The organism is Streptomyces canus (assembly GCF_041435015.1).
GTDB lineage: Bacteria > Actinomycetota > Actinomycetes > Streptomycetales > Streptomycetaceae > Streptomyces > Streptomyces canus_G.
Genome location: NZ_CP107989.1, coordinates 6929581 through 6955414, shown reverse-complemented (window position 1 = coordinate 6955414; position 25834 = coordinate 6929581). Strand labels below are relative to the sequence as shown.

At 68.6% G+C, this 25834-nt stretch carries 18 protein-coding genes and 2 pseudogenes; 11 read left to right on the top strand and 9 right to left on the bottom strand.

Annotated elements, in window-relative coordinates:
- The first annotated feature begins 176 nt into the window (after nt 1-176).
- The 4 genes from OG841_RS31705 (at nt 177) to OG841_RS31690 (ending at nt 4519) form a co-directional block, all read left to right on the top strand.
- Nucleotides 177-1103, top strand: coding sequence for a LysR family transcriptional regulator (locus tag OG841_RS31705; RefSeq protein WP_328638260.1), 927 nt, complete (start codon nt 177-179; stop codon nt 1101-1103).
- A gap of 123 nt (nt 1104-1226) precedes the next feature.
- Entirely contained in the window at nt 1227-2444 is a 1218-nt protein-coding gene (locus OG841_RS31700) for a CaiB/BaiF CoA transferase family protein (RefSeq protein WP_328638261.1), read from the top strand.
- Entirely contained in the window at nt 2434-3417 is a 984-nt protein-coding gene (locus tag OG841_RS31695) for an HpcH/HpaI aldolase/citrate lyase family protein (RefSeq protein WP_328638262.1), read from the top strand. The genes OG841_RS31700 and OG841_RS31695 overlap by 11 nt, the downstream gene beginning before the upstream one ends.
- 43 nt (nt 3418-3460) lie before the next feature.
- Nucleotides 3461-4519: a VWA domain-containing protein gene (locus tag OG841_RS31690; RefSeq protein ID WP_371567471.1), complete on the top strand. Its 1059-nt coding sequence runs from the start codon at nt 3461-3463 to the stop codon at nt 4517-4519.
- 22 nt (nt 4520-4541) lie between these two features.
- Here OG841_RS31690 and uidA read toward each other — a convergent pair whose 3' ends face one another.
- The 4 genes from uidA to OG841_RS31670 form a co-directional block, all read right to left on the bottom strand.
- Nucleotides 4542-6347 (bottom strand): beta-glucuronidase, encoded by a 1806-nt coding sequence (gene uidA, locus OG841_RS31685; protein WP_328638263.1) that lies wholly within the window; start codon nt 6345-6347, stop codon nt 4542-4544.
- An 88-nt stretch (nt 6348-6435) separates the two neighbouring features.
- On the bottom strand, nt 6436-7311 hold the full coding sequence (locus OG841_RS31680) for a carbohydrate ABC transporter permease (RefSeq protein WP_371567469.1): 876 nt from the start codon (nt 7309-7311) through the stop codon (nt 6436-6438).
- Nucleotide 7312: 1 nt separating this feature from the next.
- A complete protein-coding gene (locus OG841_RS31675) occupies nt 7313-8266 on the bottom strand; it encodes a carbohydrate ABC transporter permease (RefSeq protein ID WP_371567467.1) in 954 nt (317 codons plus the stop codon).
- Nucleotides 8263-9555: a sugar ABC transporter substrate-binding protein gene (locus OG841_RS31670; RefSeq protein ID WP_371567466.1), complete on the bottom strand. Its 1293-nt coding sequence runs from the start codon at nt 9553-9555 to the stop codon at nt 8263-8265. The genes OG841_RS31675 and OG841_RS31670 overlap by 4 nt, the downstream gene beginning before the upstream one ends.
- A 175-nt stretch (nt 9556-9730) precedes the next feature.
- On the opposite strand from OG841_RS31670, the gene OG841_RS31665 reads away from it, so the two are divergent.
- A complete protein-coding gene (locus OG841_RS31665) occupies nt 9731-10363 on the top strand; it encodes a TetR/AcrR family transcriptional regulator (RefSeq protein WP_328638267.1) in 633 nt (210 codons plus the stop codon).
- Between the two features lie 376 nt (nt 10364-10739).
- On the opposite strand, the gene OG841_RS31660 is transcribed toward OG841_RS31665, so the two are convergent.
- Nucleotides 10740-12317 (bottom strand): glycoside hydrolase family 32 protein, encoded by a 1578-nt coding sequence (locus OG841_RS31660; RefSeq protein WP_371567464.1) that lies wholly within the window; start codon nt 12315-12317, stop codon nt 10740-10742.
- 209 nt (nt 12318-12526) lie between these two features.
- On the opposite strand from OG841_RS31660, the gene OG841_RS31655 reads away from it, so the two are divergent.
- The 4 genes from OG841_RS31655 (at nt 12527) to OG841_RS31640 (ending at nt 17251) form a co-directional block, all read left to right on the top strand.
- Nucleotides 12527-13936 carry an ABC transporter substrate-binding protein gene (locus OG841_RS31655; RefSeq protein WP_328638269.1) on the top strand — a complete coding sequence of 470 codons (1410 nt, stop codon included), beginning with the start codon at nt 12527-12529 and terminating at the stop codon, nt 13934-13936.
- Complete coding sequence (locus OG841_RS31650) at nt 13933-14919, top strand: carbohydrate ABC transporter permease (protein ID WP_328638270.1); 987 nt, start codon at nt 13933-13935, stop codon at nt 14917-14919. The genes OG841_RS31655 and OG841_RS31650 overlap by 4 nt, the downstream gene beginning before the upstream one ends.
- Before the next feature lie 65 nt (nt 14920-14984).
- Entirely contained in the window at nt 14985-15845 is an 861-nt protein-coding gene (locus OG841_RS31645; protein WP_365117564.1) for a carbohydrate ABC transporter permease, read from the top strand.
- Between the two features lie 5 nt (nt 15846-15850).
- Nucleotides 15851-17251: a glycoside hydrolase family 32 protein gene (locus OG841_RS31640; RefSeq protein WP_371570881.1), complete on the top strand. Its 1401-nt coding sequence runs from the start codon at nt 15851-15853 to the stop codon at nt 17249-17251.
- Here OG841_RS31640 and OG841_RS31635 read toward each other — a convergent pair.
- Complete coding sequence (locus OG841_RS31635) at nt 17214-18278, bottom strand: LacI family DNA-binding transcriptional regulator (RefSeq protein ID WP_328638271.1); 1065 nt, start codon at nt 18276-18278, stop codon at nt 17214-17216. The genes OG841_RS31640 and OG841_RS31635 overlap by 38 nt on opposite strands.
- Nucleotides 18279-19421: 1143 nt before the next feature.
- Nucleotides 19422-20987, bottom strand: a complete 1566-nt coding sequence (locus OG841_RS31630) for a sigma-70 family RNA polymerase sigma factor (protein ID WP_371567462.1) — start codon at nt 20985-20987, stop codon at nt 19422-19424.
- Nucleotides 20988-21393: 406 nt separating this feature from the next.
- Here OG841_RS31630 and OG841_RS31625 point away from each other — a divergent pair, with 406 nt between their 5' ends.
- Nucleotides 21394-22827, top strand: a complete 1434-nt coding sequence (locus OG841_RS31625; RefSeq protein ID WP_371567460.1) for a glycoside hydrolase family 43 protein — start codon at nt 21394-21396, stop codon at nt 22825-22827.
- 24 nt (nt 22828-22851) lie between these two features.
- On the opposite strand, the pseudogene OG841_RS31620 reads toward OG841_RS31625, so the two are convergent.
- Nucleotides 22852-23234: pseudogene (locus tag OG841_RS31620) on the bottom strand (GNAT family N-acetyltransferase); the annotation flags it as partial.
- 189 nt (nt 23235-23423) lie between these two features.
- A pseudogene (locus OG841_RS31615) lies at nt 23424-24434 on the bottom strand (major capsid protein).
- Nucleotides 24435-24983: 549 nt separating this feature from the next.
- Between OG841_RS31615 and OG841_RS31610 the strand changes: the two are divergent.
- The gene (locus OG841_RS31610) at nt 24984-25796 is read left to right on the top strand and encodes an ISAs1 family transposase (RefSeq protein WP_371570878.1); all 813 of its coding nucleotides are present in this window, start codon (nt 24984-24986) and stop codon (nt 25794-25796) included.
- The last annotated feature ends 38 nt before the right edge of the window (nt 25797-25834 follow it).

Sequence of the window (25834 nt, the reverse complement as noted above, 5' to 3'; positions counted from 1 at the left end):
GCGCTCGCTTTCTCGGGAACGGCCCTCGGCGGCGGTGGGCGGAGTCGGGCGAGGGCGAGCCGAGGTGTTACGCGAGAGTTTCGGAGCACCACCGGATCGGTGTCCAGCATCAAACGGAGATCTGTCCATGCGATAAGCGCATCAATGCACGCGGTCGCGCCCTATGCTCGTCGGCCATGGAGGCCACCACCCTGCGACAACTGACGGCGTACACGGCCGTCGCCCGGGCCGCGAGCTTCACCGCGGCTGCCGCGGAGATGCACGTGTCCCAGTCCTCGCTCAGCCGCGCCGTCGCGGACCTGGAACGGCAGCTCGGCGTCCAACTCCTCGAACGGGACACCCGCAATGTGCAGTTGACCGCGGCGGGCGTCGAGGCCCTGCGGATCGCCGAGCAGATCGTCACCGCCCACCGTGCGGGCATGAAGGAACTCAGGCGCTTCCTGCTCGGCGAGTCGGGAACGGTCGCCGTGGCCACCCTGCCCTCGGTCGCCGCGGTGCTCCTGCCGCAGGTGATCTCCGACTTCCGTGAGCGGCGCCCGCAGGTGGCGGTACGCCTCCTCGACGGGCTGGAGCGGCTGGTACTGGACCGGGTCCTGTCCGGTGACGCCGATTTCGCGATCACCACCGTCGGGGACCCGCCCGAGCAGTTGGAGCACCGCCCCCTGGTCAGGGACCGCTTCGTCGCGGTGCTGCCGGAAGGCCACCCGCTCGCCGACCGCCACGAAGTCGCCTGGGACGACCTGGCTCGTCAGCCGTTCCTGGCCGTCGGGCGCGACTCGAGCGTGCGCCGGCTCACCGACGCGGCGTTCGCCCAGATCGACGCGCACGCGGCACCGGCGGCCGAGGCGGGCAGTATCGCGACCGTGGGCGGACTGGTGACCGCCGGCCTCGGGGTGTCGGCGATGCCCGCCCTCGTGCTCCCGCTGATGGGCGCCGGACGCATCGTCTGCCGTCCTCTGGTGGACCCCGTCGTGGACCGGCGCCTGGACATCGCGCTGCGCGCCCGTCGAACGCTCCCGGTCGTGACGCAGCGGTTCCTGGAGACGCTTGAGGAGTTCCGCCTTCAGCGCCGCCCCCTCCCGCCCGGGGTCTCGTGGGCGTGAAGGGCCCGATCGTTCGACGATTCATGCGTTCTTCGCATTGATTGATGGTCTTCTGTTGCTCGACAAGCATTTCTCCGCTCCTGCAGTCTGAAGACCCGGACAGCAGGGCGAGGGAGCACACAGGTGTCGGAGGACCAGCGGAACACCAGCGGACACGGGCAGTTGCGCGGGCTGAAAGTGGTCGAGTTCGCCCATGTGGTGGCCGGGCCGCTGGCGGGCTCGATGCTCGCCGACCAAGGGGCCGACGTCGTCCACGTGGAACCCCCCGGAGCCGGAGACGCGGCCCGCGCCATGGGGCCCCAACGAGATGGTGTCGCCCTGTGGTTCAAGGTCGCCGGCCGCAACAAGCGCTCGGTCACCCTCGATCTGCACCACGAGGCCGGCCGGACTGTCGCCCGCCGACTCGTCGCATGGGCGGACGTCGTCATCGTCACCCTGCGCGCCGGACGCCTGCGCAGCTGGGGACTCGACTGGGACTCCGTGCACCGGATCAACCCCCGGGCCGTACTGCTGCAGATCTCCGGATTCGGCGCCACCTCGTCGCAGGCGGACGCCCCGGGCTTCGGCAAGATGGGGGAGGCGCGCAGCGGAGTCGTCCACCTGACCGGGTTTCCCGACGGCCCGCCCGTCCACACCGGCTTCTCCCACGGCGACGCCGTGACCGGCCTGATGGGCGCCTACGCCGTCCTCGCCGCCCTGCACCGCCGTGACAACGACCCCGATTTCGACGGCGAGTGGATCGACCTCGCTCTCTTCGAGTCCCTGTTCCGTCTCGTCGAGTGGCAGGTCATCGTCCACGACCAGTTGGGCCACGTTCCCGAACGCTCCGGCAACCAGCTGGCGGTCGCCCCCGCGGCCGTGATCAACACTTACCGCTCCCGTGACGGCGAGTGGATCACGGTGACCTCCGCGACGCTGCGCTCGGTTCGCAACATCGCCTGTCTGCTGGGACTCCCCGAGAAGGACTTCGCCACAGCGCGGCAACAGCACGCCCGGCGTGGAGAGTTGGACGAGGGCCTGCGGAACTGGGTGGCGGAGCGCGGCACCGGCCAGTGCCTGGAGGAGTTCGCCCGTGCCGAAGTCGTGGCCTCACGGGTGTTCGACGCCGCGGACATCGCCGCCGACCCCGTGTACGCCGAACGCGAGGACATCGTCACCGTCGACGACCCCGACCTCGGTCCGGTGCGTATGCAGGCGGTGATCCCGCACTTCCGGCAGCGGCCCGGCCGGGTCTGGCGGACCGGGCCCGCCCTCGGGCAGGACAACCACCTCGTCTACGGACAGTGGCTCGGACTCAGTGCGGAGGAACTGGCTCACCTGGAGAAGAGCGATGTCATCTGAGGAGCCTTCGGAGAGGCTCGCCGAGGTGGACGCGGCAGCGGTCGACCGGCCCCCGCTGCGCTGCCTCCTCTTCGTCCCCGGCAACAGAACCGGCTGGTTGCCCAAGGCCCGGGCCGCGGGCGCCGACGCGGCGATCCTCGACCTGGAGGACGCGGTGCCCGCCGCCGGCAAGCTCGCCGCCCGGGCGCAGGTGGCCGACGCCCTCGCGCAGGCCGCCACCGAGACGTCCGGTCAGGCGGGACGGATGGCCCTCTTCGTCCGTGTCAACCCGCTGGAGGGCTGGGCGGGTGCCGAGGAACTGCGGGCGGTCGTACGGCCCGGGCTCGCCGGCATCGTGCTCCCCAAGGTCCGCTCAGCCCAGGACGTGAGGCTTGCCGACCGGCTGCTGGGCTGGTGCGAACAGGAACAGGGCCTGCCGCCGGGGCGGGTCGCTCTGGTGCCCCTGCTGGAGACGGCCTGTGGCCTGCGCGAGGCCTACGACATCGCCCGAGCCGCCTCACGCATCGCCTACTTGGGCGCACTCACCGCCCCCGGAGGCGACGTGGAACGCGCCGTCGGCTACCGCTGGAGCCCCGAGGGAACCGAAACGCTGTCTCTGCGCTCCCGCGTCCTGCTGGACGCCAGGGCAGCCGGAGTACCGCACCCGGTCAGCGGATTGTGGACGCGCATCACCGATCTGCCGGGGCTGCGCTCATTCGCCGAACAGAACCGCTCCCTCGGCTACGAAGGGATGATGGCGATCCACCCCTCCCATGTCCCCGTGATCAACGACGTGTTCTCTCCCGGTCCCGACGAAGTCGCCCGCTGCGCAGAGCTGATCGCGGCGGTCGAGGCGGCACAGCGGGAGGGGACGGGCGCGGTCGTGTTCCGAGGCGAGATGGTCGACGAGGCCATGGCCGCTACGGCACGCCTTGTCCTCGAACGACACGAAGCGCTGGTTCGCGTCAGCGCTGTTGTCAGTGCCTCCTCATAAAATGAAGACATCATTCGGGGAGCCTCGGAGGGGGAACACAAACGTGTCCGCAAACAAGATCCAGCACAAGGTGAATCACGTCGCGCTGGTGGTGGACTGTTCGGGTTCGATGCGTCCGCACCAAAGTCAGCTCATTCAGGTGGTGGACGAGTTCGTGGCGGGGCTGAAGGCGGAGTCGGACAGCCTCGGCCACGAGACACGGATCAGCCTCTATTCCTTCGATCACAAGGTGGAGAACCTGGTCTGGGACATGGACGTGAAGCATCTGCCGTCCATGCGGGGGCTGTACCAGGTCAACAATGGCGCTACGGCCCTCATCGAGGCCTCTCTGAAGTCCCTGGACGACCTGGGCCATATCTGGGAGGAATATGGCGAGCACAGCTTCCTCCAGATCGTCGTCACGGACGGTGAGGAGAACGCCTCCGGCGGCGACAGGCGGCACGACGGGGACATGACCATCCTCGGCCCCTGGCTCGACAAGATCACGGCGAAGATGCGCGGGCTTCCGGGCCACTGGACCTCCGCGATCCTCGTGCCGAACTCCCTGGCCAAGCGCACCGCCCAGAACTACGGTTTCCCGGCCGGCAACATCGCCATCTGGGATGCGGACTCCCAGAAGGGCGTCGAGGAGGCGATCGGCACCGTGCGCGCTGCCGCCACCAGCTTCCTCCGCGGACGAGAGCAGGGGGTGCGCGGCACGAAGAACCTTTTCGCCGTCGGCCAGGACATATCGGTCGACGACGTGCGGGCGAACCTCGAACCGATTCCGGCCGACAAATACCGGCTCCTGAAAGTCGACAAGGAGGTCGAGATTCGCTCCTTCGTCAACTCGCATCCGGGCGTGACGTACGAACGAGGCTCCTGTTACTACCAGCTGGGCGCCCGGGCTCAGGTTCAGCAGAACAAGGAAGTCATCGTGGTCGAAAAGGACACCGACCGCGCCTATACCGGCGACGCGGCACGCAGCCTTTTGTTCGGTACGGATGTCCAGGGGACCGTCTCCGTGAAAGCGGGGAACAACCCCAGGTTGGAGGTGTACGTGCAGAGTCGTTCGGTGAACAGGAAACTCAAGCCGGAGACACGTCTGCTCATCATGCTCTGAATGCGATGAGTCAACCGCGTCGTCAGTCCGTTGAGTCGGAGTCGGCCTTCCGCCAGCGGGCGCGCAGACTGAACGCCGCGCTCTTCGGGCGACGTTCGCGGGTGAATACGCCCTTCTTGTTGCCGTCGACACGGAAGACACCGGGCGCGGTGGCGAAGTCGGCGAAGTTCCAGACCTGCTCGCCGACGACCGCGTCGACACGGTCGAACACCCGGTGATACACGTCGAGCAGTTCGGTCTGGTACTCCTCGGTCCACGGGCTGGGTACGACGCCGCGCAGTCCGGGGTAGGCGTCCGATCCGTACTCGGTGATGACGATGGGCTTGTCGTTCTCGGCCCACTGCCGCAGTTCCGCCTCCAGCTCCGTCTCGGCCGCCGCCAGGTCGTCGGGGCCGAAGTACCAGCCGTAGTAACGGTTGAGAAGCACGACGTCGAACAGGTCGGTGACCACGCACTCGTCCGGTTTCCCCATCAGCGCGTTGACGTAGGCGACGGGCCGTGAGGGATCCAGCCGGCGTGCCTCGGCAGCCAGAGGCGCGAAGTAGTCGCGCGCCTCTGGCTGGACGTTGTCCGGCTCGTTGGCGATGGACCACAGCACGACACTCGGATGGTTCTTGTCGCGCTCCACGAGCTCCCTCACCGCCTGCAGGTGCGTGCGAAGTGTGCTCTCACCCACGGTGTCGGGCGAGAACGTGGACACCTTCCGGCCGGAGCCGAAGACACCTCCCGCGATGTTCAGGTTCAGGCCGACGGCCGCCGTCTCGTCGATGACCACCACACCCTGTCGGTCCGCGTAGTCCAGCACCTCCTCGGCGTAGGGGTAGTGCGAGGTGCGGAACGAGTTCGCGCCGGTCCAGTCCAGCAGGGCGAAGTCATGCACCATCAGGGTGTCGTCGTGCGCCCTGCCGCGCACGGCGGCGTCCTCGTGTTTGCCGAAGCCCTTGAAGTAGAAGGGGATTCCGTTGATCAGGAATTCCTTGCCCCGTACCTCCACCGTGCGCACGCCCACGGACTGCCGGTAACTGTCGACGAGGTCGCCGGAGGTGCTCCACACCGTGGCCTCGAGTTCGTACAGGTAGCCGTCCCCGGGCGCCCAGGGGTGCACGTCGGCGATCCTGAGGGTCCCCACCGCTCCGGTGGCGGCCTGGACCTCGGCCCCGGAGGCGTCGCGCAGCGCGACACGTACGACGTGCTCTTCGGCTTGTGCGGTGCTGTCCACGCGATAGGCCACGAGGCCGGTCGTGTCCTCCAGGCAGGTGGTCACGGTGATGTCGGTGATGTGGACAAGGGGCGTGGTGTAGAGCCACACGGGCCGGTGCAGTCCCGCGTAGTTGAAGAAGTCGTGGAAGTAGCGCTGCACCCGGCGGCCGTCCTCGCGTTCCTCCACTCGGCCGGGGGGTATCGACTCCCAGGTCAGCTCGTTGTTGACGACGACGGTGACACGGTTCTCGGCACCGGGCCGCAGGTGCGCCGTGACGTCGGCCTCGAAGGGGGTGTAGCCGCCTTCGTGCCGAACGACCTCGACATCGTTGACCCAGGCCGTGGCGCGATGCGTCGCGGAGTCGAAGCGGAGTACCGTCCGTTGCCCCGCCCACCCAGCGGGAACCCATACCTGTGTCTGGTACCAGACGTCGCCGACATGGTCACGGACGGTCGTGTCCGGGAAGATGTCGTTGTAGCTGGCCGGCACAGGGATGTCCACGGCGCCCGCGAGCTGCGAGCGCCACCACCCCTCGGCACGGCCGGCACCCTCCGCGTCCAGGCGGAAGCTCCACAGGCCGCCGAGAGAGCGGCGTTCACGAGTGGGGCCGTCCTGGGGACGAAGCATGGCTGGTTCTCCTGTTCCGTGTGCGTCTGTCGACGCGGCGGTCGAAAGGACGGGGACGAAGGGCACCCAGGGCGGGGGGCGGCCCGGTCTACTTGATGCCGGTGTTGGCGATGCCCTGGATGAAATGCCGTTGCAGGGCGAGGAAGAGCAGGATGATCGGTGTGACGACCGTGACCGCCCCGGCCAGCAGCAGGCCGTAGTTGGTGCCGTTGGCTCCCGTGGAGAAGAGGGCGAGGGCGACGGGCAGCGTGTAGTGGTCCTCGGTCTGCGCGATGACGAGCGGCCACAGGAAGTTGTTCCACTGCGCGAGGAAGGTGAGGATCGCCAGTGTCGCCAGCGCCGGCCGTGTCAACGGCAGGATCACCCTGAGGAAGATCCGGGCCTCGCCCGCACCGTCGAGGCGCGCCGCCTCGACGAGGGCGTCCGGGATGTCCCGGATGAACTGCCGCATGATGAACACGCCGAACGGTGTCACGAGGAAGGGCAGGATGAGCCCGAGGTAGGAGTTGCCCAGTCCCATGTTGCTGACGAGCACGAACAGCGGGACGAAGGTGGTGACGCCGGGGATGATCAGCATGGTGAGGACGAGGCCGAAGAGCAGACGTTTCCCCGCGAACTCGATCTTCGCGAAGGCGTATCCGGCCATCGAGCAGAACAGCAGGTTTCCCAGCACACAGGCCACGGCGACGACTGTGCTGTTCAGGAAGTACAGTCCGAAGTTCTGCTTGGACAGCAGTTGTTCGAAGTTGGCGAGGGTCGGGGTCCGGGGAAGCCAGGAACTCGGATGGGCGACGATCTCGCCCGTCGGTTTCACCGAGCCGAGGAACATCCAGGCGAAGGGCGCCAGCGTCGCGAGCAGTCCGAGCACGAGGGCGCCGTAGAGAACGAGACGAGCGGTGGGGACTCGCCGGGACGGGCGCCGGTCCCGGAAGGCTGGTCCCGTCGTTGTGGCGGTGGCGGTCATGTCAGGCCCTCGCTCGGAAGATGCGGAACTGAAGAAGGCTCAGCAGGGCGATCGCGGTGACCAGCACATAGGACGCGGCCGATGCCACTCCGTAGTTCCCGAAGCCGAATTGCTGGTAGGCGTAGTAGCTGATCGACGTCGTGCTGTCCAAGGGGCCGCCGCTCGTCATGACGAACGGTTCCTCGAAGAACTGGAGGTAGCTGATGCTGAGCAGGATGGCGACCACCAGCGTGGTGGGCCGCAGCAGCGGCAAGGTCACGCTGCGGAAGGCCCGCCAGCGGGACGCGCCGTCCACGACGGCCGCCTCGTGCAGTTCGGGCGGTATCGACTGCAGGCCCGCCAGGAAGATCACCATGGGGATGCCGAAGTGCCGCCAGACGGCCATCAGTATGAGGGCGGGCATGGACCAGTCGGGATCGTTCAGCCAGTCCGGCCCGGAGATTCCCACCACGGACAGGAGCGAGTTGATCATTCCGTCGGACTTGTAGAGGTACCTCCACACGACCGCCACCGCCACGATGCTCGTCACGACCGGGGCGAAGTAGGCGACCCGGAAGAAGCCCTTCGCCCGCTGGATCCCGGAGTTGAGCGCGACGGCGACGGCGAGGGAGAGCAGCATCGTCAGGGGTATGCCCACCGCGACGAAGTAGAGCGTGTTCAAAGCGGCGCGGACGAAGGTGGGATCGTCGAAGAGCGCGGTGTAGTTCTCCAGGCCGACGAAGGTGACGCTGAAGGGCGTCCGCACGTCCCTGCTGGTGATGTCGGTGACGCTCATCGACAGTGACGAGAAGACCGGCCAGATGCCGAACGTGCCGAACAGCAGGACGAAGGGTGAGCAGAAGGCCCAGGCGACCACTGTGCGCCGCAGGTGTCCGGAACCGCGCCTGGACCGCTGAGTCGGCTGCCGGGTGGAAGACACCTCGCGTGCGGGTTTCAGGGAGGTGGCCGTGGTCATCGGGGCTGCCCCGTTCCGATCGCGGACGCTTTCGCCTGGATCCGTTCCAGGGCGGCCTTCGGTGACGAGACCCCCTTGGCCACCTTCTCGATCTCGGCATCGAGGACCGCTGCGACCTGCTTCCACGTGGTGACGGTCGGGCCGGGCAGCGCGGTCCGGAGCTGGGATCGGAAGACGGCCAGCGTCGGGTCCGACGTGAGCTTCCCCTCATTCCAGGCCGCCTGCACGGCGGGAAGGTCTCCGGACTGTTCGTACCAGTCCTGCTGGACGTCGGGCCGGGAGAGCCACCGGATGAACTTCCAGGCACCGTCGCGGTTCTTCGCGTTCTTGAACACCGCCCAGTGCCCTCCCCCGATGAAGCTGGCGTTGGACGTCGGCCCCTTGGGGAGCGTGGCGACCCCCACCTTGTCCTTGACGAAATCCGCTCCGCCCGCCCCCTTCAGCAGTGCCGTTTCCCAGGGGCCCGAGATGAGTGCCGCGGTGGAACCGGCGACGAACTGCGGCTCGATCTCCCCCAGACTCACCGTCCCGTTGCGGGTCGAGGTCTTCGACGTGAAGAACGACTCGTAGTACTCCAGCCCCTTGAGCGCCTCGGGTGTGTCGAAGGCGAACTTGGTGTTGTCCTCGTTCATGAGATGCGCGCCGGCCTCCCACATGAAGGGCAGCACGCTCTGCCAACTCGCCGCCACGCCGGTGGGCAGCGCCAGTCCCCACTTCGCTCCCTGCTTCTGGAGGGCCTTGAGGAACGGGCCGTACTCCTTCCAGGTCTTCGGCGCGGAGACTCCGGCTGCCTGTGCCAGGTCCTTGCGGTAGAACAGGACGCGGGTGTCCACGTACCAGGGGACGCCGTACGTGCCCCCGTCGTACGTGGTGCTCTGAGCGGCGCCTCGGTAGAAGGACGAGGTGTCGACGAGACCGGCCGGCACCTGCTCGAGCCCGCCCGTCGAGGCGAAGTTCGTCAGGTCGGCGGATCCGACGAGCGTGGCGTCCGGCGTGTCCTGGGAGGCGATCGCCGTTTCGACCTTCTTGGCGTAGTCCTGCCACGGGATGGCCGTGACCTTCACCTTCGCGTCCGGATTGGCCTTCCGGAAGCGCGCGGCCAACTCGGGCAGGCGCTCACCCTCGGTACCCATGGCCCAAACGTTGATCTCGCCCTTGGCAGGTGAGTCGCTGATGGGAGCGCCCTTGGCGCCCCCACTGCCTTGTGTGTCGGACCGGCCGCAACCGGCCAGAACCAGTGTGGCGGCCAGACCGCCGATGATCGCTTTCGACATATGCGAGGTGGACATCCTTGTCCGTCTCCTCTCCACCCGGTGGATGCGTGAGCGGCCCTACCGCACGTCGTGGTGTGGGTCAGCGAGACCGTACAGCGAAAACCGAACAGGTGCCACACTTTCAGTCAGGGTGATGTTGGCGGATTATCGGCCGGACACTGCCCCGCACCGCCCGCTTAGGGTTGGGGGTATGACCGAGAAGACGGCGGCCCGTCCGGCCACTCGCCGAGGCCCGTACGCCAAGAGCGCACAGCGCAGGGCCGAGATCGTCGCCTCGGCGACCGCCGTGTTCGCGGCTCGCGGTTACCGTGGAGGGTCCCTGAGGGAGATCGCCAAGCAGCTCGACCTCAGCCTGACCAGCGTCGTGCACCACTTTCCGAGCAAGAGCGCGCTCCTCGTGGCCGTCCTCGAGAACGCGGACTCCGCGAGCATCGACTCCTTCGAGGCCGACAGCCGGGGAAAGGGTGTGGCCTACGCGGTCCTGCGGTACGTCCGCCGCAACCTGGAAAGGCAGGAGATGCTGCGGCTCCTCGCCTTGATGGCCGCGGAGGCCTCGGCTCCCGACCACCCGGCGCACGAGTGGTTCCGTGACAGGTACGAGCGGGTCGTCACCGCTTTCACGACCGCGGTGCGCAGGGACCAGGAGCTGGGTCGTATCTCGAACCGGAGGCATCCCGAGCTGATCGCGGCGGCCCTTGTCGCGATGTGGGACGGCCTCCAACTCCAGTGGCTCATCGACCCGCGGCGTGATCTCCTGGCCGGGATGTCGGCCGGCCTGGAGGATCTGCTGGGCGATCCCGCGGTCGGCGACCGGCACCCGTAGCAGCCCCTTGTGCTCCTCACCCACAGCTGGCCGCGCCCGGCGGTCTACGCGGCGTGGGCGTAGACCACGTGGGCGCCCACCCTCGTCGCGGCCGAGGCTCGCGGGCCCGGCGGACACTGCTGACGGTCAGGCTCCTGGGGCTGTTCATGAACGCCGCGAAGCAACAACGTTCAGCACGTGAACGCCCTGGACACCAGCTGGCGCATACTGCCCCAGTTCGGTGCCCACATCCTCACGGCGTTCCTCACCGGCGGGGTCAACCGCCGTACCGGCTTCACAGCACCCCCCGACGCCGACCGCACTTCGACCGCTGAAGAGACCTGGCGCTCCGGTCGTCGACAGCCTCTCGGCCCGCCCCGGCCACCTCCCCGTCGGATCAGACGGCGAACTCCCGGATCACCACGTTCCGGAACACCGCCTGCCCGTCGATCGTGAACAGCGCCAGTGCGGTGTCGGACGGGTCGGGAAAGGCCTCGGTCGAGTGCACGTACCGGCCGTCGCCGACGAACATCTCGACGGACGTGCGGTCGACGAGGATCCGCAGGCGGACCGTGCCGGCGGACCGGTCGAACGGCGTGCGGCTCTCCTGCCAGCGGCCGGAGGCGTCGGGGCTCACGGTGTAACCGCGGTTGACGAAGGCGTAGTCGCCGTAGACCCCCGCGTCGATGTGCCGCCCGCCGTCCGACGACCGCCGCAACTGCAGGCCGGCGCCCACCAGTTGGTCCCAGGTGATCTCACAGGTCAGCTCGTACGCGGTACCGGTGTAGTCGAGCGGCAGGATGCCGTCGACCGCGATGTCGCCGAGGTCCACCGTGCGCGACACATGGTCGTCCAGGGCCGCCACCGGCTGGGACGCCAGGTAATACGTACCCGACGCGTGCTTCAGGCGCACCTCGCGGACGATCGAGTCGGTGCCGTTGAAGCCGTCGCACTCGATGGTGGGCGTGGTGTTCGCGTAGTCCCAGTGGTTCATCCAGCCGATCGCATACCGCGCGTCAGGGTCCAGGACCCCGCTCGCGTCACGTTTGTCGAAAGTGACCGCCGCGTACCAGTCCCAGCCGTGATCCAGCCACTGGGGATCGGACGCGTCCGCGGTGAAGGTCGTACCGTCGAAGGAACCCGTCCAGTACGCGAACGTGCTCGGCAGTCCGGAGCCCTTGCCGTTGGCGCTGACGCCCAGAACCCACTTCCAGGTCCCGTCGTCCGCCCTGATCCGGAACAGGTCGGGGCACTCCAGGACGCCGATGCCACCCTTGACGAAGCCGCCGACGTACGTCCACGCCTTGAGGTCGGCGGAGTGGTAGAAGCCGACCTTGTCGTTCTCGGCGAGCACCATCACCCACCGCCCGCGCTCCTCGTCACGGATCACCTTGGGGTCGCGGAAGTCCCGTACCCCGGGGTTGGGGAGGACCGGAGCGGTGCCGTGGTTCGTGAAGGTGCGGCCGTCGTCCGTCGAGTAGTACAGGTACTGGGCCTGGGTGACGTCGTCGGGCGCCATGGTGGCGAGGACGATCACGGCGCCCGCGCCGAAGCCCGCCGTGCCGTCCGTGTCGACCACCGCCGAGCCGGACCAGACATCGCCGTTGGGCGTCGTGTCCTTCGGCACGGCGATGCCCCGGTCGGTGAAGGAGACGAGGTCGGTGCTGGTGGCCAGGCGCCAGGCCGTGCCGGCCGTCGTGCCGCCCGTCGAGTAGTCGGGGTTGTAGAGGTAGTAGCAGTGGTACTCGCCGTCGATCCAGATCGGGCGCTGCGGGTCGTTCATCCACTGGTCGGGGACCGTGAAGTGGTACGCGGCGCGGTAGCTGCCCGAGCACGCGGCCGTCGCCTCACGGGGCACCGCCACCGCCAGCCCCACGAGGTCCGGCAGCAGAACACCGGCGGCGCCGACGGCCGAGGCCGTCAGCAGCGACCGCCTGGACAGTGTCTCCCCCGGGCCGAGCGGACTCCTCTTCATGCCACGCATCGTGCGGCTCCCTTCCCCGACGTCGTCGTCGGGACACGGCTCATGTGGACCGGAACCGTATACCTAACTCGTTAAAGGTCAAGCCCTCACGCACTCGGTCCGTTCGCAACTCCCCATCCGCGCACATCCCTTGACAGGGCCGCGGCAGGGTTCTCATCATCGTGGGATCACCCTTCGGCTAACACGAGTTAGGCTCGCCGATGACCGACTCGCTCCTCTCCCGACGGGCCCTGATGCGCTACGGCGCGTACGGCGCCGGAGCCGCCGCTCTCGCCGGTGTCGCGGCCGAATGGGACCGCCTCACCGCCGCCGACATCCCCGGCCGCGACGACGGCTCGCTCGTCATCGCCACCCTGGGCTCCGCCTTCAACCCCGAGGCGCAGCGCGCCCTGCGCGACGGCTTCCGCGAGGTCCACCCCGACATCAGGATCCGCATCAACCCCGTACAGGCCTACGACTGGTCGGACTTCTTCTCCAAGATCCTCACCCAGATCGCCGCGGGCACGGCACCCGACCTCGTGTACGTCGCCACCGAGGGCGTGCAGCTCTTCGCCCAGCGGCTCGGCGTACCGCTGGACAGGTGGGCCAAGCGGGACGCGGCCGAGCTGCGCTCGTACTTCGCCGACGTCCATCCCTCGCTGGTCGAGTCGATGATGTACGAGGGGAGCCTCTACCAGCTGCCGGTCGAGTTCAACGCGGCCGACATGTACCTCAACAGCCGGGTCCTCGAACGCGCGGGTGCCGACCTCCCCGACGACGACTGGACCCACGACGACTTCACCACGCTGCTGCGAGCGATGAAACGCAGCAACGGCGACCGGTTCACCCCGTACTTCTGGACCAACCGGCTGTGGGGCGGAGTGGTCCCCTGGCTCTTCGCCAACGGCACCAACCTCCTCACCGAGTCCAAGGCCCCCGGCGGCGACTGGCTCTGGAACTCCTTCTATCCCGAGGCACAGCGGCGCGGCCGGGGCGGCGGCTACCGGTGGACGACACCCCTGGCCGACTCCGACCGCGTCGCGGAGGTCTACGACTATCTCTCCTCCCTCATCCAGGAGGACCTGTGCACCCGACCGGAGGGCGGCGACGGCCGCAACCTCGTCGGCGTCTTCTCCACCGGCCGCGTCGGTGTCACGCCCGCGGGCGGCTTCTGGGCGGGCGGCCTGCATGAGGCGGGCATGAAACCGGCCGATTACGACGTGCGGTACTTCCCGCGCCGCCGTACCCGGCGTCACCAGTTCGGCGCCGCCGGGTACGCGATGCTGCGCACGTCGAAGTTGCGGGACGAGGCCTGGGAGTTCATCAAGTACACCGCCCGCAAGGACGTGATGACCCAGCTCTTCGCGGCCAACCAGACCACTCCGGCCCGCCGCTCCATGGTCGACGAGGCCCGCTACCGGGAGACCGGCCCGGCCCACTGGCAGGTCTTCTACGACACCCTCGACAAGATCCCCACCACCGGCCCGATCCCGGCCCCGCCGCAGGTCAACGAGGTCGAGCAGCTGCTGATCAAGCACACCGGAACCGCCCTTGCCAGCCCCGGCGCGGTGCGTCCCGCGCTGCGCCGGCTGCAGGGGGACCTGGAGAAGGCCATGGAGCGTGAAGTGTGACGAACACCGAGATCAGGCCCGTAGGTCCGGAGCCCGCCCGCACCCGCAGGAACCGCAGGACCGGTCAGACCCGTAAGGCGTCCGAGTCCACGGCCGCCACCACCATCCGCACCCGGGGCACCCGCCTCCTCGCCGTACTGTTCCTCGCGCCCACCGTCGTCGGCATCGTCGTCTTCACGGTCGTACCGATCGCCGGCTCAGTCGTCCTCAGCCTCTTCCAGTGGGACGTGATCGACGACCCGCGGTGGGCCGGGGCGGCCAACTACCGGGAGATCCTGACCGATTCGACGGTCCTCGTCTCCTTCCGCAACACGCTCGTCTTCATGGTGCTCGCGGTCGCACTCCAGTTGCTGATCGCGCTCGTGCTGGCGATCGCGGTGAACGGCCGGATGCCCAAGTGGCTGCGGTCCGTGTTCCGTTCGGCGTTCTTCTTCCCGCTGGTGCTGTCCGCCGCGTCCATCTCGGTCGTGATGAAGTACCTGTTCAACCAGGACTTCGGCCCCGTTAACTGGCTCCTCGGCACGGTCGGTATCCCCTCGGTCCCCTGGCTGACCTCGGAGAACGGGGCGATGGCGGCCGTGGTCCTGGCGTACGTCTGGCAGCAGTTCGGCTTCTCGTTCCTGCTGTTCGTCGGCGGCCTGAACAACATCCCGAAAGAGGTGCACGAGGCGGCTTCACTGGACGGCGCGAGCGGGGTGCGCAAACACCTCGCCATCACCCTGCCGCTGCTGTCGCCCACGCTGCTGGTGGCGTCCGTGGTCGGCATCATCAACGCCCTCCAGGTCTTCGAGCAGCCGTATGTCCTTACAGCGGGCGGTCCGGGCGACTCGACACGCACGGTCGTGATGGTCATCTACGAGACCGCCTTCGAGCAGCTCCGCTTCGGCGAGGCGTCCGCCGTGGGCGTCCTGCTCTTCGCCCTGATCATGGCGGTCACCGCACTCCAGTTCCGGCTCAGCCGGCGTTACGTCCACTACCAGTGAGCCGGGTGAGTCAGATGAGCACGAGTACCCTCTCGGGTTCGGCATCGGGATCGGCATCGGGTGCGATGCCGGGTCCCCGCACGAGCCCCACCCCGTCACGCGCACGGCACCGCCTGGCGCCCTGGGGCCGGATCGCAGGCCTGGCGCTGTGTGCCCTGTTGACGCTCGGCCCGGTCATCTGGACGGTGTCGACGTCACTGCGCACGCCGGCGGAGTCCTTCGACCTGCCGCCGAAGATCATCCCCACGGACCCCACCGTCGACGCCTACCGCGGGGTCTTCGACCAGATCGACGTGTGGCTGTATGCACTGAACTCCGCCCTGGTGACCGCGCTGATCGCGGCCGGCCAGATGATCACCGCGGGCCTGGCGGGCTATGCCTTCGCCCGCCTCGAATTCCGCTTCAAGAAGCCGCTGTTCGCGCTGGTCCTGGCCACGATGATGGTGCCCTTGCAGGTCACGATGGTCCCGGTCTTCCTGGAACTGAAGACGATGGGTCTGACCGACACCCTGCTCGGCCTCATCGTCCCGGCCTTCCCGACGGCCTTCGGCACCTTCCTGATGCGCCAGTACTTCCTGGGCATGCCGAAGGACCTGGGCGAGGCGGCGATGATCGACGGCGCGGGTCCGTGGCGCGTCTTCCGGTCGGTGTACGCCCCCTTGGCGGCCCCCGGTCTCGCCATCGTCGGCGTGCTGGCCTTCAACTACCACTGGAACGAGTTCTTCCGGCCGCTGATCCTCGAAACCTCCACCGAGAACCTCACGCTGCCCCTGGGCCTGGTCTCCCTCCAGGGCAACCTCGGCACCGGCTCGATCTCCGTCGTCCTCGCCGGAGTCGTCCTTTCCATGATCCCCGCCGTCATCGTGTTCGTGGTCGGCCAGCGCCCTCTGCGCGAGGGCATCACATCCGCAGGAGTCAATCGTTGAGTTCCGTGAGCCGGCCGGCCGACGCCAACAGCCCGCGTTTCAGGGTCCGCCCACCGGCCAACTGGATGAACGACCCGAACGGCCCGTTCCGCTGGGGCGATCGATACCACCTCTTCTACCAGCACAACCCCGACGCCCCCGTGCACACGAACGTTCACTGGGGCCACGCCTCCAGTCCCGACCTCGCTCACTGGGACGACCACGGGATCGCCCTGCGCCCCACGCCCGACGGCCCGGACGAGGCGGGCTGCTGGTCCGGCTGCGTGGTGGACGACGGGGGTGTACCGACAGCGGTGTACTCCGGGATCGACCACGCCCACCAGGGCCTGAGCGCGATCTGTCTCGCCGTGGCCGAGGACGAGGGCCTGCTGAAGTGGAAGCAACTGCCGGTGCCGGTGGTCTCCGGCCCACCACCCGGTCTGGACGTGACGATGTTCCGGGACCCTTTCGTCTTCCGCTTCGCCGGGCGCCGCTGGGCGCTGATGGGCGCCGGCCACGCCGACGGCACCCCGTCCGTCCTCGTGTACGACTGTGAGGACCTGTACGACTGGCGGTTCGCCGGGGTCCTGCTGGACGGCCGGGACCCGGCGGCGGCCCGCGCCTTCGGCAAGCGGGCGATCGGCTGGGAGTGCCCTCAGTTGTGGGCGACCCCCGGGGGCGACTGGGTGCTGGCGGTGGCCCTGTGGGACGGCGACCCGCTGAGCACCGCGTACCTCACGGGCCGTCTGGTGGAGCGGGCGGACGGCGGACCGAGGTTCGCGGCCGGTACGGGCGGCGGCCCGCTGGACCTCGGCCGTGACTTCTACGCCCCTTCCGTCCTCCAGGACACGGAGTCCGGCCGCGCCCTGCTCTGGGGCTGGTCCTGGGAGTCACGCCCGCCCGAGGAGGTGGACCGCGCGGGCTGGTCCGGCGTCCTCACGGCACCCCGGGTGATGGACACCCACGAGGACGGCACGCTACGGGTCGTACCGGCTCCGGAACTCGAACTCCTGCGAGCGGCCGTCCCGTTCACGGCCGCACCAGGACCGCACCGGCCACTCCCCCTCGCGTACGACCTGCTGGTGACCGCCCGTTCGGCGGCGACCGTGAGTCTGCTGCGGGCCGCGTCCGGGGCCGAACTGACCGTGCGACTCGACCCGGCGTCCGGCACGGTGACCCTGGACCGCACGGCCTGGCCACGCTCCCGCCCGGACGGCACGGCCCCCCTGGTCCTGTCGACCCCGCCGGGCGAGACCCTCACCGTACGGATCCTCGTGGACGGCTCCCTGCTGGAACTGTTCGCGGGTGACCGGGCGACGGCCACGGAACGGGTGTACCGACGGGACGACGACATCGCGGAGCTGACCGTGCCGGGGGCGGACGTCGAGGTCACGGGCTGGGAGCTGGTCCCACTGAACCTCGCGTGACGACGGGGCACTCCAGCCGCCGGGTGGTGACCGGCGGCGCGGTCCCGCTGTCGATGGCGTCCAGGAGCAGGCGGACGGCCGTCTCTCCCATCGCGCGATGAGGCAGAGCGACCGTGGTGAGGGGCGGGCTGAGGAAAGCCGCCATGTGTTCCTGGTCGTCATAGCCGACGACGGACAGCTCGGCGGGCACGTCGAGGCCCAGGCGCGCGGCGGCGTGCAGGACGCCCGCGGCGACCCGGTCGTTGTAACAGACGATCCCCGTGGGCCGCCGGTGGGCGGGCACACCGTCCAGCAGCCGCAGCGCGCCCTGGTACCCGGCGGAGATCTCCCCTCCCGTCCGTACGATCCGGTCCTTCTCGGCGGTCAGCCCCACCGTCCGCAGTGCGTCCCGGAAGCCGCGCAGCCGTTCCGCGGTCGCGATGTCGTCCAGACCGCCCACCAGGGCGACACGGCGGTGGCCCGCGTCGAGCAGGACGCGCGCGGCGCTGCGGCCACCGGCCCGCTCGGCGGGGATGACGGCCGGGAGGGAGCCGTCCTCGGGGAGACAGTTGGCGAACACGGCGAACGTGCGGTGCAGCCCTTCCGGGACTCGGGCGCGGCGCAACGACAGCGCGGCGTAGATGATCCCGTCGACCCTGCGGTCGAGCAGCTCGGCGACAGCCGCGTCCTCGGCGACCGGGTCCTGCCCGGAGTCGACGGTGAGCACCAGGTGCTCACTGCTCCACGCCATGTCCATGGCCCCGCGCAGCAGCCGCCCGGCGAACGGCGAGGTGGCGATCTCGTCCGTGACCAGGCCGATCACGGCGGTGCGACGCCGGCGCAGGCCACGGGCGACCGCGTTCGGCCGGTAGCCGAGCTGTTCGGCCGCCTTGCGGATCTTCTCCTGTGTCTCGGCGGAGAGGTTGCCCTGGGCACGCCCGTTGAAGACGAAGGACACGGCCGTGTGCGACACCCCGGCAAGCCGGGCGACATCCCGCGAGGTCGCCCGCTCGGCCCCGCCGCCCCGCGTCTTCTCGACCCCGCCCATGCCTCGTCCCCGCCGGCTTTGCCTGATCAGGCAAGCCTACCCGCGGGAGCTGCTGCGGAGCCCGCCACCGCAGACCGAAGGGGACACCGCGGTGGAACAGCCGCCGGCCTCGGCAGGCCGGGGTGCAGGTCACCGTCCCCCGCCGCTGCCGCTGCCGGCACGCTCACCAGCTACGTTTCCGGGCGCATACGTGCAGGCGAGAGCAACATGACCGGGAGTTCGGCCCGACACCTCACGAGGAACGTTTCCCCGAACGCGTCCCGGATGGACGATGTCAGCTGCCGCAGCGTCCGTCCCGTTCCCCTTCCCCCGCGCAGAGGCTCCGCCCGCAATGTGCTGACGGAGCTTCTGCCGCTGTTATCGCAACTCATCCATGTGCGTGGAGAGCCATCTGTTCGGTCAGTTGTTGGTCCCGGAGGCACCGCCGCGGAACGCCCCGGTGGTGGTGCCCAGGTCGACGGTAAGGGTGGGGGTGGCGGCGAGGCAGGCGTCACCGTCGCTGTGGAGACGCCGCCATGACGGTCAGCGGGAGCAGCGTCGTGGCGACGCCGCCCAGAAGGCGTCTTGTGGCCGAGCGTCTTTGCTTGTGCCCGTGCCGCCCGAGCGGAGGAGCAGGCGGTGCCGGCGACGACCACGTCGGCCGACGACGGTGCCACGACCGGACCGAGGCCAAGGGGCACGGGTTGATGAAGGGCGCGACGACGGCATCAGCTCGGCCGCCCGGCGACTGCCGACGTACCTCACCACCCCCCCTGACCGGGCCGTGGTGACCCTCACGGCACGGCCCTGCGGGTCCCTCCCGCCGTGCAGGGGAAGTCGGTCAGGCCCAGGGGCTGACCGCCCTGAAGAAACTGTCGGCGCGGAAGGTGTTGAAGACATCACTGAGGAGGGGCCCCGAGATCTCGGCCGAGGTGCTGACGTGCCGCCCGTATGACATCGCGCTGCGTGAGCGTGAATTGAGCCGCGAGTCAACGTCAATACTTTACGAACAATGCCCGATAGGTCGAACAATTTCCTTCCGGCGCGGCCAATCGGCCCCATTTCGCACGGCAACAGGGTTACGGCATGGCCGAGAGGACACCCGGCGCGTCCTCGTCGGCCTGACCCGACGTCACGCGAGTTTCCGACCAAGGCCGTTCAGTGTCAGGTCCAGGGCGCCACGAGGACGAAGGAGCGGCTGGCCCGGTACGCGGCCGTGTTCTCGGCAGGGTCGAGCCACAGCTGGAGGTCGTCCCGGTGGCGGAGGTAGCGGCCGGGGTAGTTGTACGACTCCAGGGAGACCGAACCGGCCGTGGAACCGGAGCGGGGGCAAAAGGTGGCGTCCTTCTGGAAAATGACGGATCCGTCGTCGGTGTCCAGCCGGATGCGGAAGGCGTAGTGCCTCAGATACCTGCCCATGGCGTCCCTGAGTGAGTAGCAGCGGGGGTCGGCCAGGCCGGGAACGAAAGTGAAGGTGGCCGCCTGCCGGGTGGCCGCGGAGCTGGTGGCGCCGACGGGGCCCAGGATGCCGAGTCGGCCGGCCTGGCCCACGTAGTCGCCGGGGCTGTCGACCGACCGTAGGAGATGCCGCCCCGAAAACCGCGCCTCAGCCGTCGTCGCCGGGGCTGCTGTCGGCGTCGATGTCCGTGTCCGTGTCGGTGTCCGTGAGGCGGACCTTCTCGGGGACGGCGGCACGGACGAGGCGGCGGCCGACAGCGGGGCCGCGACGTCGGGCCGCGGGGCCGGCTCGTGCGATCCCGTGGCCATGTACCAGGCCACTCCGGCAGCGGCGAGCGTGACGGCACTTGCGGCTGCCGCCGCCGCGGGCTTGGCGGCCAGCCTGCCGATCGTCCGCGCCGTACGGCTTGCACCGCTCGCTGTACGCGTGCCCGCGCTGACGGTCGCCCCGGCCGAGCGCGCCCCCAGCGCCCTGGCCAGTACCAGGCCGGCCAGGCCAGCCGGCACCGGCACCAGCGCGAAGCTGGCCAGCAGCCCCTCCGCCGGTATCAGGTCGGACGAACTCAACAGGCACTGCGGACAGTCGCGGACATGGCGTGCCAGCCGCTTGCGCCACAGCCCGGACGGCCGTCCGTCCCACGAGGCGAGCACGGCGGCCAGGTCCGGGCAGCGCGGCGAGGCCGTCAGGGCTCGTACGACGGTGCGCGCCGTCTCCAGCCGTTCCTTGACCCGCTGGACTCGGACCGCGGCATGCTGCGGTGTGAGGCCGCAGGCCGCCGCGAGCTCGCCGCGGCTCAGTTCACCGGCGCTCTCCATCCACCACAGCGCGAGTACCTCGCGTTCCTCGTCCTCCAGCCAGCGGGTCGCCTCCACCGCTTCACGCCGCTGGCCCGACAGCGCAAGCCGAAGAATCGCCAGGTCGGAGAAGTCGGCCTGCGGGTCTGTTTCGTGGGCGTTCTCCTCCAGGGGCTCCGCAGTGAGCCAGGTGCGTCCTCTGCGCCACCGGTCATGGATCTGTCGCACGGTGATGGCGACGAGCCAGGACCGGAACCGATCCGGTTGCTCCAGTCCGGGCAACCCGTCCAGGACCCGCATCATCGTCTCCTGGACCACGTCGTCGACGTCGCTGTGCCCGTCCAGCGCCCGCCCGACGATGTTGTAGACCAACGGCAGACAGTCCCGTATCAGCTGTTCCGAGGCCTGCCGGTCCCCGGCCCGCGCTGCCATGACGACGGCGACGTCCGGCCGTTCTTGCGTGTCCTTCGAGCGCACCCCGCCCCACCTGTCCCGTCGCCTTGCCGATGTATCGAGGGCGACAGTGTGTCAGAGCGAATCCGGAGGATTTGCGTGGGTCGCTTCGCAGGTGCCGCCCGCCCACATCCGTTCCGTGTTTTCCGTTATACGCGACGCGCCGGTGCGTCTCCTGAGCGGAGGACTCCTGCGGACGACCCCATCGGTGAGGACAGACGGAGGCAATGCCGCTTCTCTTGGCTTCTCCCTCTTGACACCCACTCTTGCTCAGCTCTAACTTTTCGCTGATTTTCACGAACAATGTCCGGTATTTCGAACCAGGCATGTACTCGGCGGAACCTTTTGGCTCGCCTCCGCTCCCGCTCCCGGCGCGAAACAAGGATGTCTTTCACCTCGCCACGGCACCCGCAGAAAGACAGGAATGCACATGTCCGTGCTTCTCAACCGGCTGGCGGCGATATTCGTCGCTGTCGCCCTGCTCTTCACAGCACAAACCCTGACAACCCCTCAGCGAGCCGCCGCCGCCGACCCGGGCTACCTGATGGTGCACTTCACCGGGGATGGGTCGACCAATCAGCAGATGTACCTCTCGCACAGCACGGACGGCCTGCACTGGAACGACCTCAACGGCGGAGGCATGGTCCTGCGCTCCCCGGTCGGCACGAAGGGTGTGCGCGACCCCGCATTCGTGAGATCCCCTGATGGCAGCAAATACTGGATCATCGCGACCGACCTGTGCATCGGCTGCGGGCAGACGTGGAGTCAGTCCATCAACGACGGCAGCCGCAGTCTTGTGGTGTGGGAGTCGACGGACCTGGTCACCTGGTCACAGCCATGGCTGCTGAACGTCGCCGGCGCCATCCCCGACGGGCGCAACGCGTGGGCGCCGGAGGCGATCTGGGACCCGGCCAGCAACGACTACGTGCTGTACTGGGCGACGAACGTGCCCCTCAACGGCGCGACGAAGCACCGCATCTTCTACGCCCGCACCAGCGACTTCCGCACCATCACCACGCCGCAGAGCTACATCGAGCGCCCCGGCACCCAGGAAATCATCGACACCCAGATCATCGAGATGCCGGCCGGCGTCGGCAACTACCGCTACGTGCGGGCCTCCGGCGACGGCCAGATCACGATCGAAGGCAGCAACTCGATCCTGGGGACCTGGACCAGGCTCGGCGACCTCTCCGGCATCGGCCTGCCCGGGTCCATGGTCGAGGGCCCGATGTGGATGAAGTTCAACGGCACCAACAAGTGGGCGCTCTACCTCGACCAGTACGCCTCGGGCGGCGGCTACATGCCGGTCCTGACGACCGACCCGTCGAACCCCGCCGCCTACCAGAAGCAGGCGTCGGGCAGCTACAACATGGGCGGCACCAAGAAGCGCCACGGCTGGATCCTGAACCTGACCGCCGCCGAGGAGGCCCGCGTCCTCGCGCGCTGGCCCAACACCGCGATCAACCGGCTCCAGTCGTACAACTACCAGGACCGGTACGTGCGCCACACCAACTTCGACGTGCGCATCGACCAGAACGTCAGCACCAGCCCGGACTCCGAGTTCCGGATCAGGACCGGCCTCGCGGGCACCGGCACCGTCTCCTTCGAGTCGGTGAACTTCCCCGGCTACTTCCTGCGGCACTCCAACTACGACTTCCAGCTCGCCTACAACGACGGCACCAGCCAGTTCGCCGCCGACGCCACCTTCCGCCAAGGCGCCGGACTCGCCGACTCCACCTGGTCGTCGTTCCAGTCGTACAACCACCCCGACCGGTACATCCGCCACTACGCCTACGAACTCCGGCTCGACCCGATCACCACCGCGACAGCACGCAGCGACGCCACCTTCCGCGTGACGAACTGACCTGAAACCGGGATGCCGGCGCCTCCATGGGAGAGCGCCGGCATCCCCTTCCTCTGCCTCCCGATGCCCGTGCAGGCAAGAAGCAGGAACATGTAGCCGAGCTCTGCCTCCCCGCCTTCCGGGCGGACGTGACCCGGACGCTCTGCGCCGCGCCGATCGAGCGTGACGATGCCGATCATCGCTCCGTCGAGCTCGACCACAAAAAAGCCAGGGCGTTGCCCGGGCACCTCAGGCACCGCGCCCTCCAGCTCATCACGCGGTCGAGGGCCTCCGAGGTAGGTGCCCACCTCTGGCGAGGCGAACAGCTCGATTAGCGCCGCACGGTCCCGAGCCTCGGACTCGCGGAGCACGAGCCGCTCGGTCCTGATCGGGGCAGGTAGCCAGGCGACCGGTCCAAGTTCAATCACGGCGGGCAAACTACCGCACGCCCGCCGGGTAAAAGCCTAAACGACCGACAACGGCAGCAGCTTCTGACCCGTCAGCCCGATCTGGATGTCGGTGTCCATGGCCGGGCAGATGGAGGGACCCGAAACCCGCACGTGGGCCGATCTATAAGGGCAGTGGCCCTTCATCGCCGAGCCGCAAGCTTCCCGACATCACGCATTCAAATTCAGTAGCTCCGGGAAGTGCCGCTGAGTCAAAATGCCCGCTTCGAGGCACACACCGACGGCGTCACAGCGCACCTCCACCGGGTCGGGGCAGGGGATCTTGAAACAGGGTTTCGTGGCACCGGAGATGTCGTCAACTTCGGTGTGCACCCACGTGAGGGACCCGACGTCCAGGGACAGCGGCTTGTAGTAGCGCAGGCCGCCGCGCGCAAGCTGGATCTCCGGGGCATCCCACAGCATGTCCGGGCAGGCCACACCGGTGATGTCATACAGCGTCTCCGACGGCGCACACCAGCCGCCAGAAGCTACGAGGTCACCCTACGGAAGCCGCCCCTGATTCTGCGCGGCGATCGCCACCGTTGTGCCCTCCGGCGCACTGCTGGAGTCGGTGACGATCAACTCCTGCTGGAACGGGTGCCGGTAGGAGATGACCTGCCCGGTGCCGCCGCCCGCGGTCTTCAGCGCGTTGGCGCGGCTGATGATGCCGGTGACAACCTGCCCGAAGTCCAGCGGAGCGCCCGGGGTGTAGCTGGGGACGTCCACGGCGGCGGTGAGTTGCGTGCCCGGGGCTGGCGGCTCGGGCAGCACGCGCGGCTGCGAAGCGCGCACCGAGGCCAGGTTGATCCGCTTGACGAGGCTGGAGGACGCGGAGACCTGCTGCGGCGCCGGGGCGGTCTCCGGCTCGGCTGCCGCAGTCTCCCGCGCCGGGGGCTCCTCCACCTCGGGGTCCGTGGCGGTTGGGTCGTCGCCCCGGACCTGCGCGGCGAGCTGCTCGATCTCCGCTGCGGCTTGCTTGGCTGCATCGATGCGCTCCTGCTGCTCCTTGCGCATGTCCTCCACGGCGGTGGCCAGGGCGCGCAGGTCCTCGATGTCGGTAGGGGTGACGAGACTGGACTTGGCCTTGGCGTCGAAGGCCTGGACGGCGCCCGCAAGGGCGTCGGCAAGCTGCTCGTCGTCCAGGGCGCTGACGTCGTCTGGGAGCTCGAACGGCTCGGGCATGAACGGGACTCCTGGTGCTTCGCAGGAGTCCGGCCCTAAACCAGCGACTGCCAGGCATGTTAGCTGAAGGAACGTCCAGCCTTGGGTGTCACGCGGTCCGCCCCTATGGCCGGGCCCGCGCCACGGGTCGAGGTCGAGCCGCTCGGCTCCGCGCCCCGTCACGGGTCTAGGGCCTTTGTAGTGGCAGCGCCGTCGCCGCTGTCGTCCCGCGGACTTTCCGACGTCGGCTTGAGGTCCCCTGTCGGGCAGCTGGTCTGCCCGGGCTGAGACCCAGGGCTTCGGCGTAGTCGGTAGGCGTCCGGTTCGTGACGGTCTCCCAGCTGATGGTTACCCCGTAGCAGGACAGGCACGGCCGTCCAAGATCATGGAGTTCTCGACGCCCCGTGATCTACCTGGAAGACCGTGCCTGCCGACGCATCATCGCTGATCCCGCATGCCCTTGACCAGCTCGTCCTCGCGCTGACCGCGTGTACGCGAGCATCACGCCGTGGCACCTGAGGAGGTGCCCGGCGCTGCTGGAACAGCTCGCTCAGGTCCCCGACCCGCGCGATCCACGCGGAGTGCGACACGCCCTGGTCGTACACCGTCGCCGACCTCGCCGGGACGGTCGTCACCACCGACGCCCTGCACCCCCAGCGCGAACACGCCACCTACCTCCTGACGCGCGGCGCCCACTACATCGTCATCGTCAAGGGCAACCAGAAGCACCTGCGGAACCAGCTCAAATCCCTTCCCTGGAGGGAGATCCCGCTCCAGGGACGGACCCGCAACGCCGGCCACGGCCGCGATGAGATCCGGCGCATCAAGGTCGCCACCGTGAACAACCTGCTCTTCCCGGGTGCCCGCCAGGCCATCCAAATCAAGCGCCGCCGCACCGACCGCAAGACCGGCAAGACCACCATCAAGACGGTCTACGCCGTCACCAGCCTCACCGCAGAGCAGGCCATCCCTGCCCAGCTCGCCACCCTGGTCCGAGACCACTGGAAGATCGAGGCCCTGCACCACGTGAGAGACACCACCTTTCGCCGAGGACGCCTCCCAGCTCCGGACCGGCAACGCACCCCGCACCATGGCCACCTGGCGCAACCTCGCCATCGGAGCCCTGAAGCTGGCAGGAATCACCAACATCGCCGCCGGGCTCCGCCACAACGCCCGAAACCCGAGCCGACCCCTCCAGCTCCTCGGACTCACATGATCACGAAACGGGCATCAGCACTTCGCCGAAGCGCTGACCACTGCGCGCCCCGTCGGATATCTTCGAACTGGACCTCTCCGTATCGCGCACTAAGGCCATACCCCAAAGAGCCCCGGCGACCTGCAACGAGCCATCAGAGATCAACTTATCTAGGAATCTCGGGCTAGCGAGATCTCCGTCCGAGCCGCGGTCAGCCATTTCGAGA

Excerpts from the sequence above, each read along its gene's own strand:
- OG841_RS31705 (WP_328638260.1), top strand. The coding sequence starts at position 177 with ATGGAGGCCACCACCCTGCGACAACTGACGGCGTACACGGCCGTCGCC.
- OG841_RS31695 (WP_328638262.1), top strand. The coding sequence starts at position 2,434 with ATGTCATCTGAGGAGCCTTCGGAGAGGCTCGCCGAGGTGGACGCGGCA.
- uidA (WP_328638263.1), bottom strand. The coding sequence starts at position 6,347 with ATGCTTCGTCCCCAGGACGGCCCCACTCGTGAACGCCGCTCTCTCGGC.
- OG841_RS31680 (WP_371567469.1), bottom strand. The coding sequence starts at position 7,311 with ATGACCGCCACCGCCACAACGACGGGACCAGCCTTCCGGGACCGGCGC.
- OG841_RS31675 (WP_371567467.1), bottom strand. The coding sequence starts at position 8,266 with ATGACCACGGCCACCTCCCTGAAACCCGCACGCGAGGTGTCTTCCACC.
- OG841_RS31670 (WP_371567466.1), bottom strand. The coding sequence starts at position 9,555 with ATGTCCACCTCGCATATGTCGAAAGCGATCATCGGCGGTCTGGCCGCC.
- OG841_RS31665 (WP_328638267.1), top strand. The coding sequence starts at position 9,731 with ATGACCGAGAAGACGGCGGCCCGTCCGGCCACTCGCCGAGGCCCGTAC.
- OG841_RS31660 (WP_371567464.1), bottom strand. The coding sequence starts at position 12,317 with ATGAAGAGGAGTCCGCTCGGCCCGGGGGAGACACTGTCCAGGCGGTCG.
- OG841_RS31655 (WP_328638269.1), top strand. The coding sequence starts at position 12,527 with ATGACCGACTCGCTCCTCTCCCGACGGGCCCTGATGCGCTACGGCGCG.
- OG841_RS31645 (WP_365117564.1), top strand. The coding sequence starts at position 14,985 with ATGCCGGGTCCCCGCACGAGCCCCACCCCGTCACGCGCACGGCACCGC.
- OG841_RS31635 (WP_328638271.1), bottom strand. The coding sequence starts at position 18,278 with ATGGGCGGGGTCGAGAAGACGCGGGGCGGCGGGGCCGAGCGGGCGACC.
- OG841_RS31625 (WP_371567460.1), top strand. The coding sequence starts at position 21,394 with ATGTCCGTGCTTCTCAACCGGCTGGCGGCGATATTCGTCGCTGTCGCC.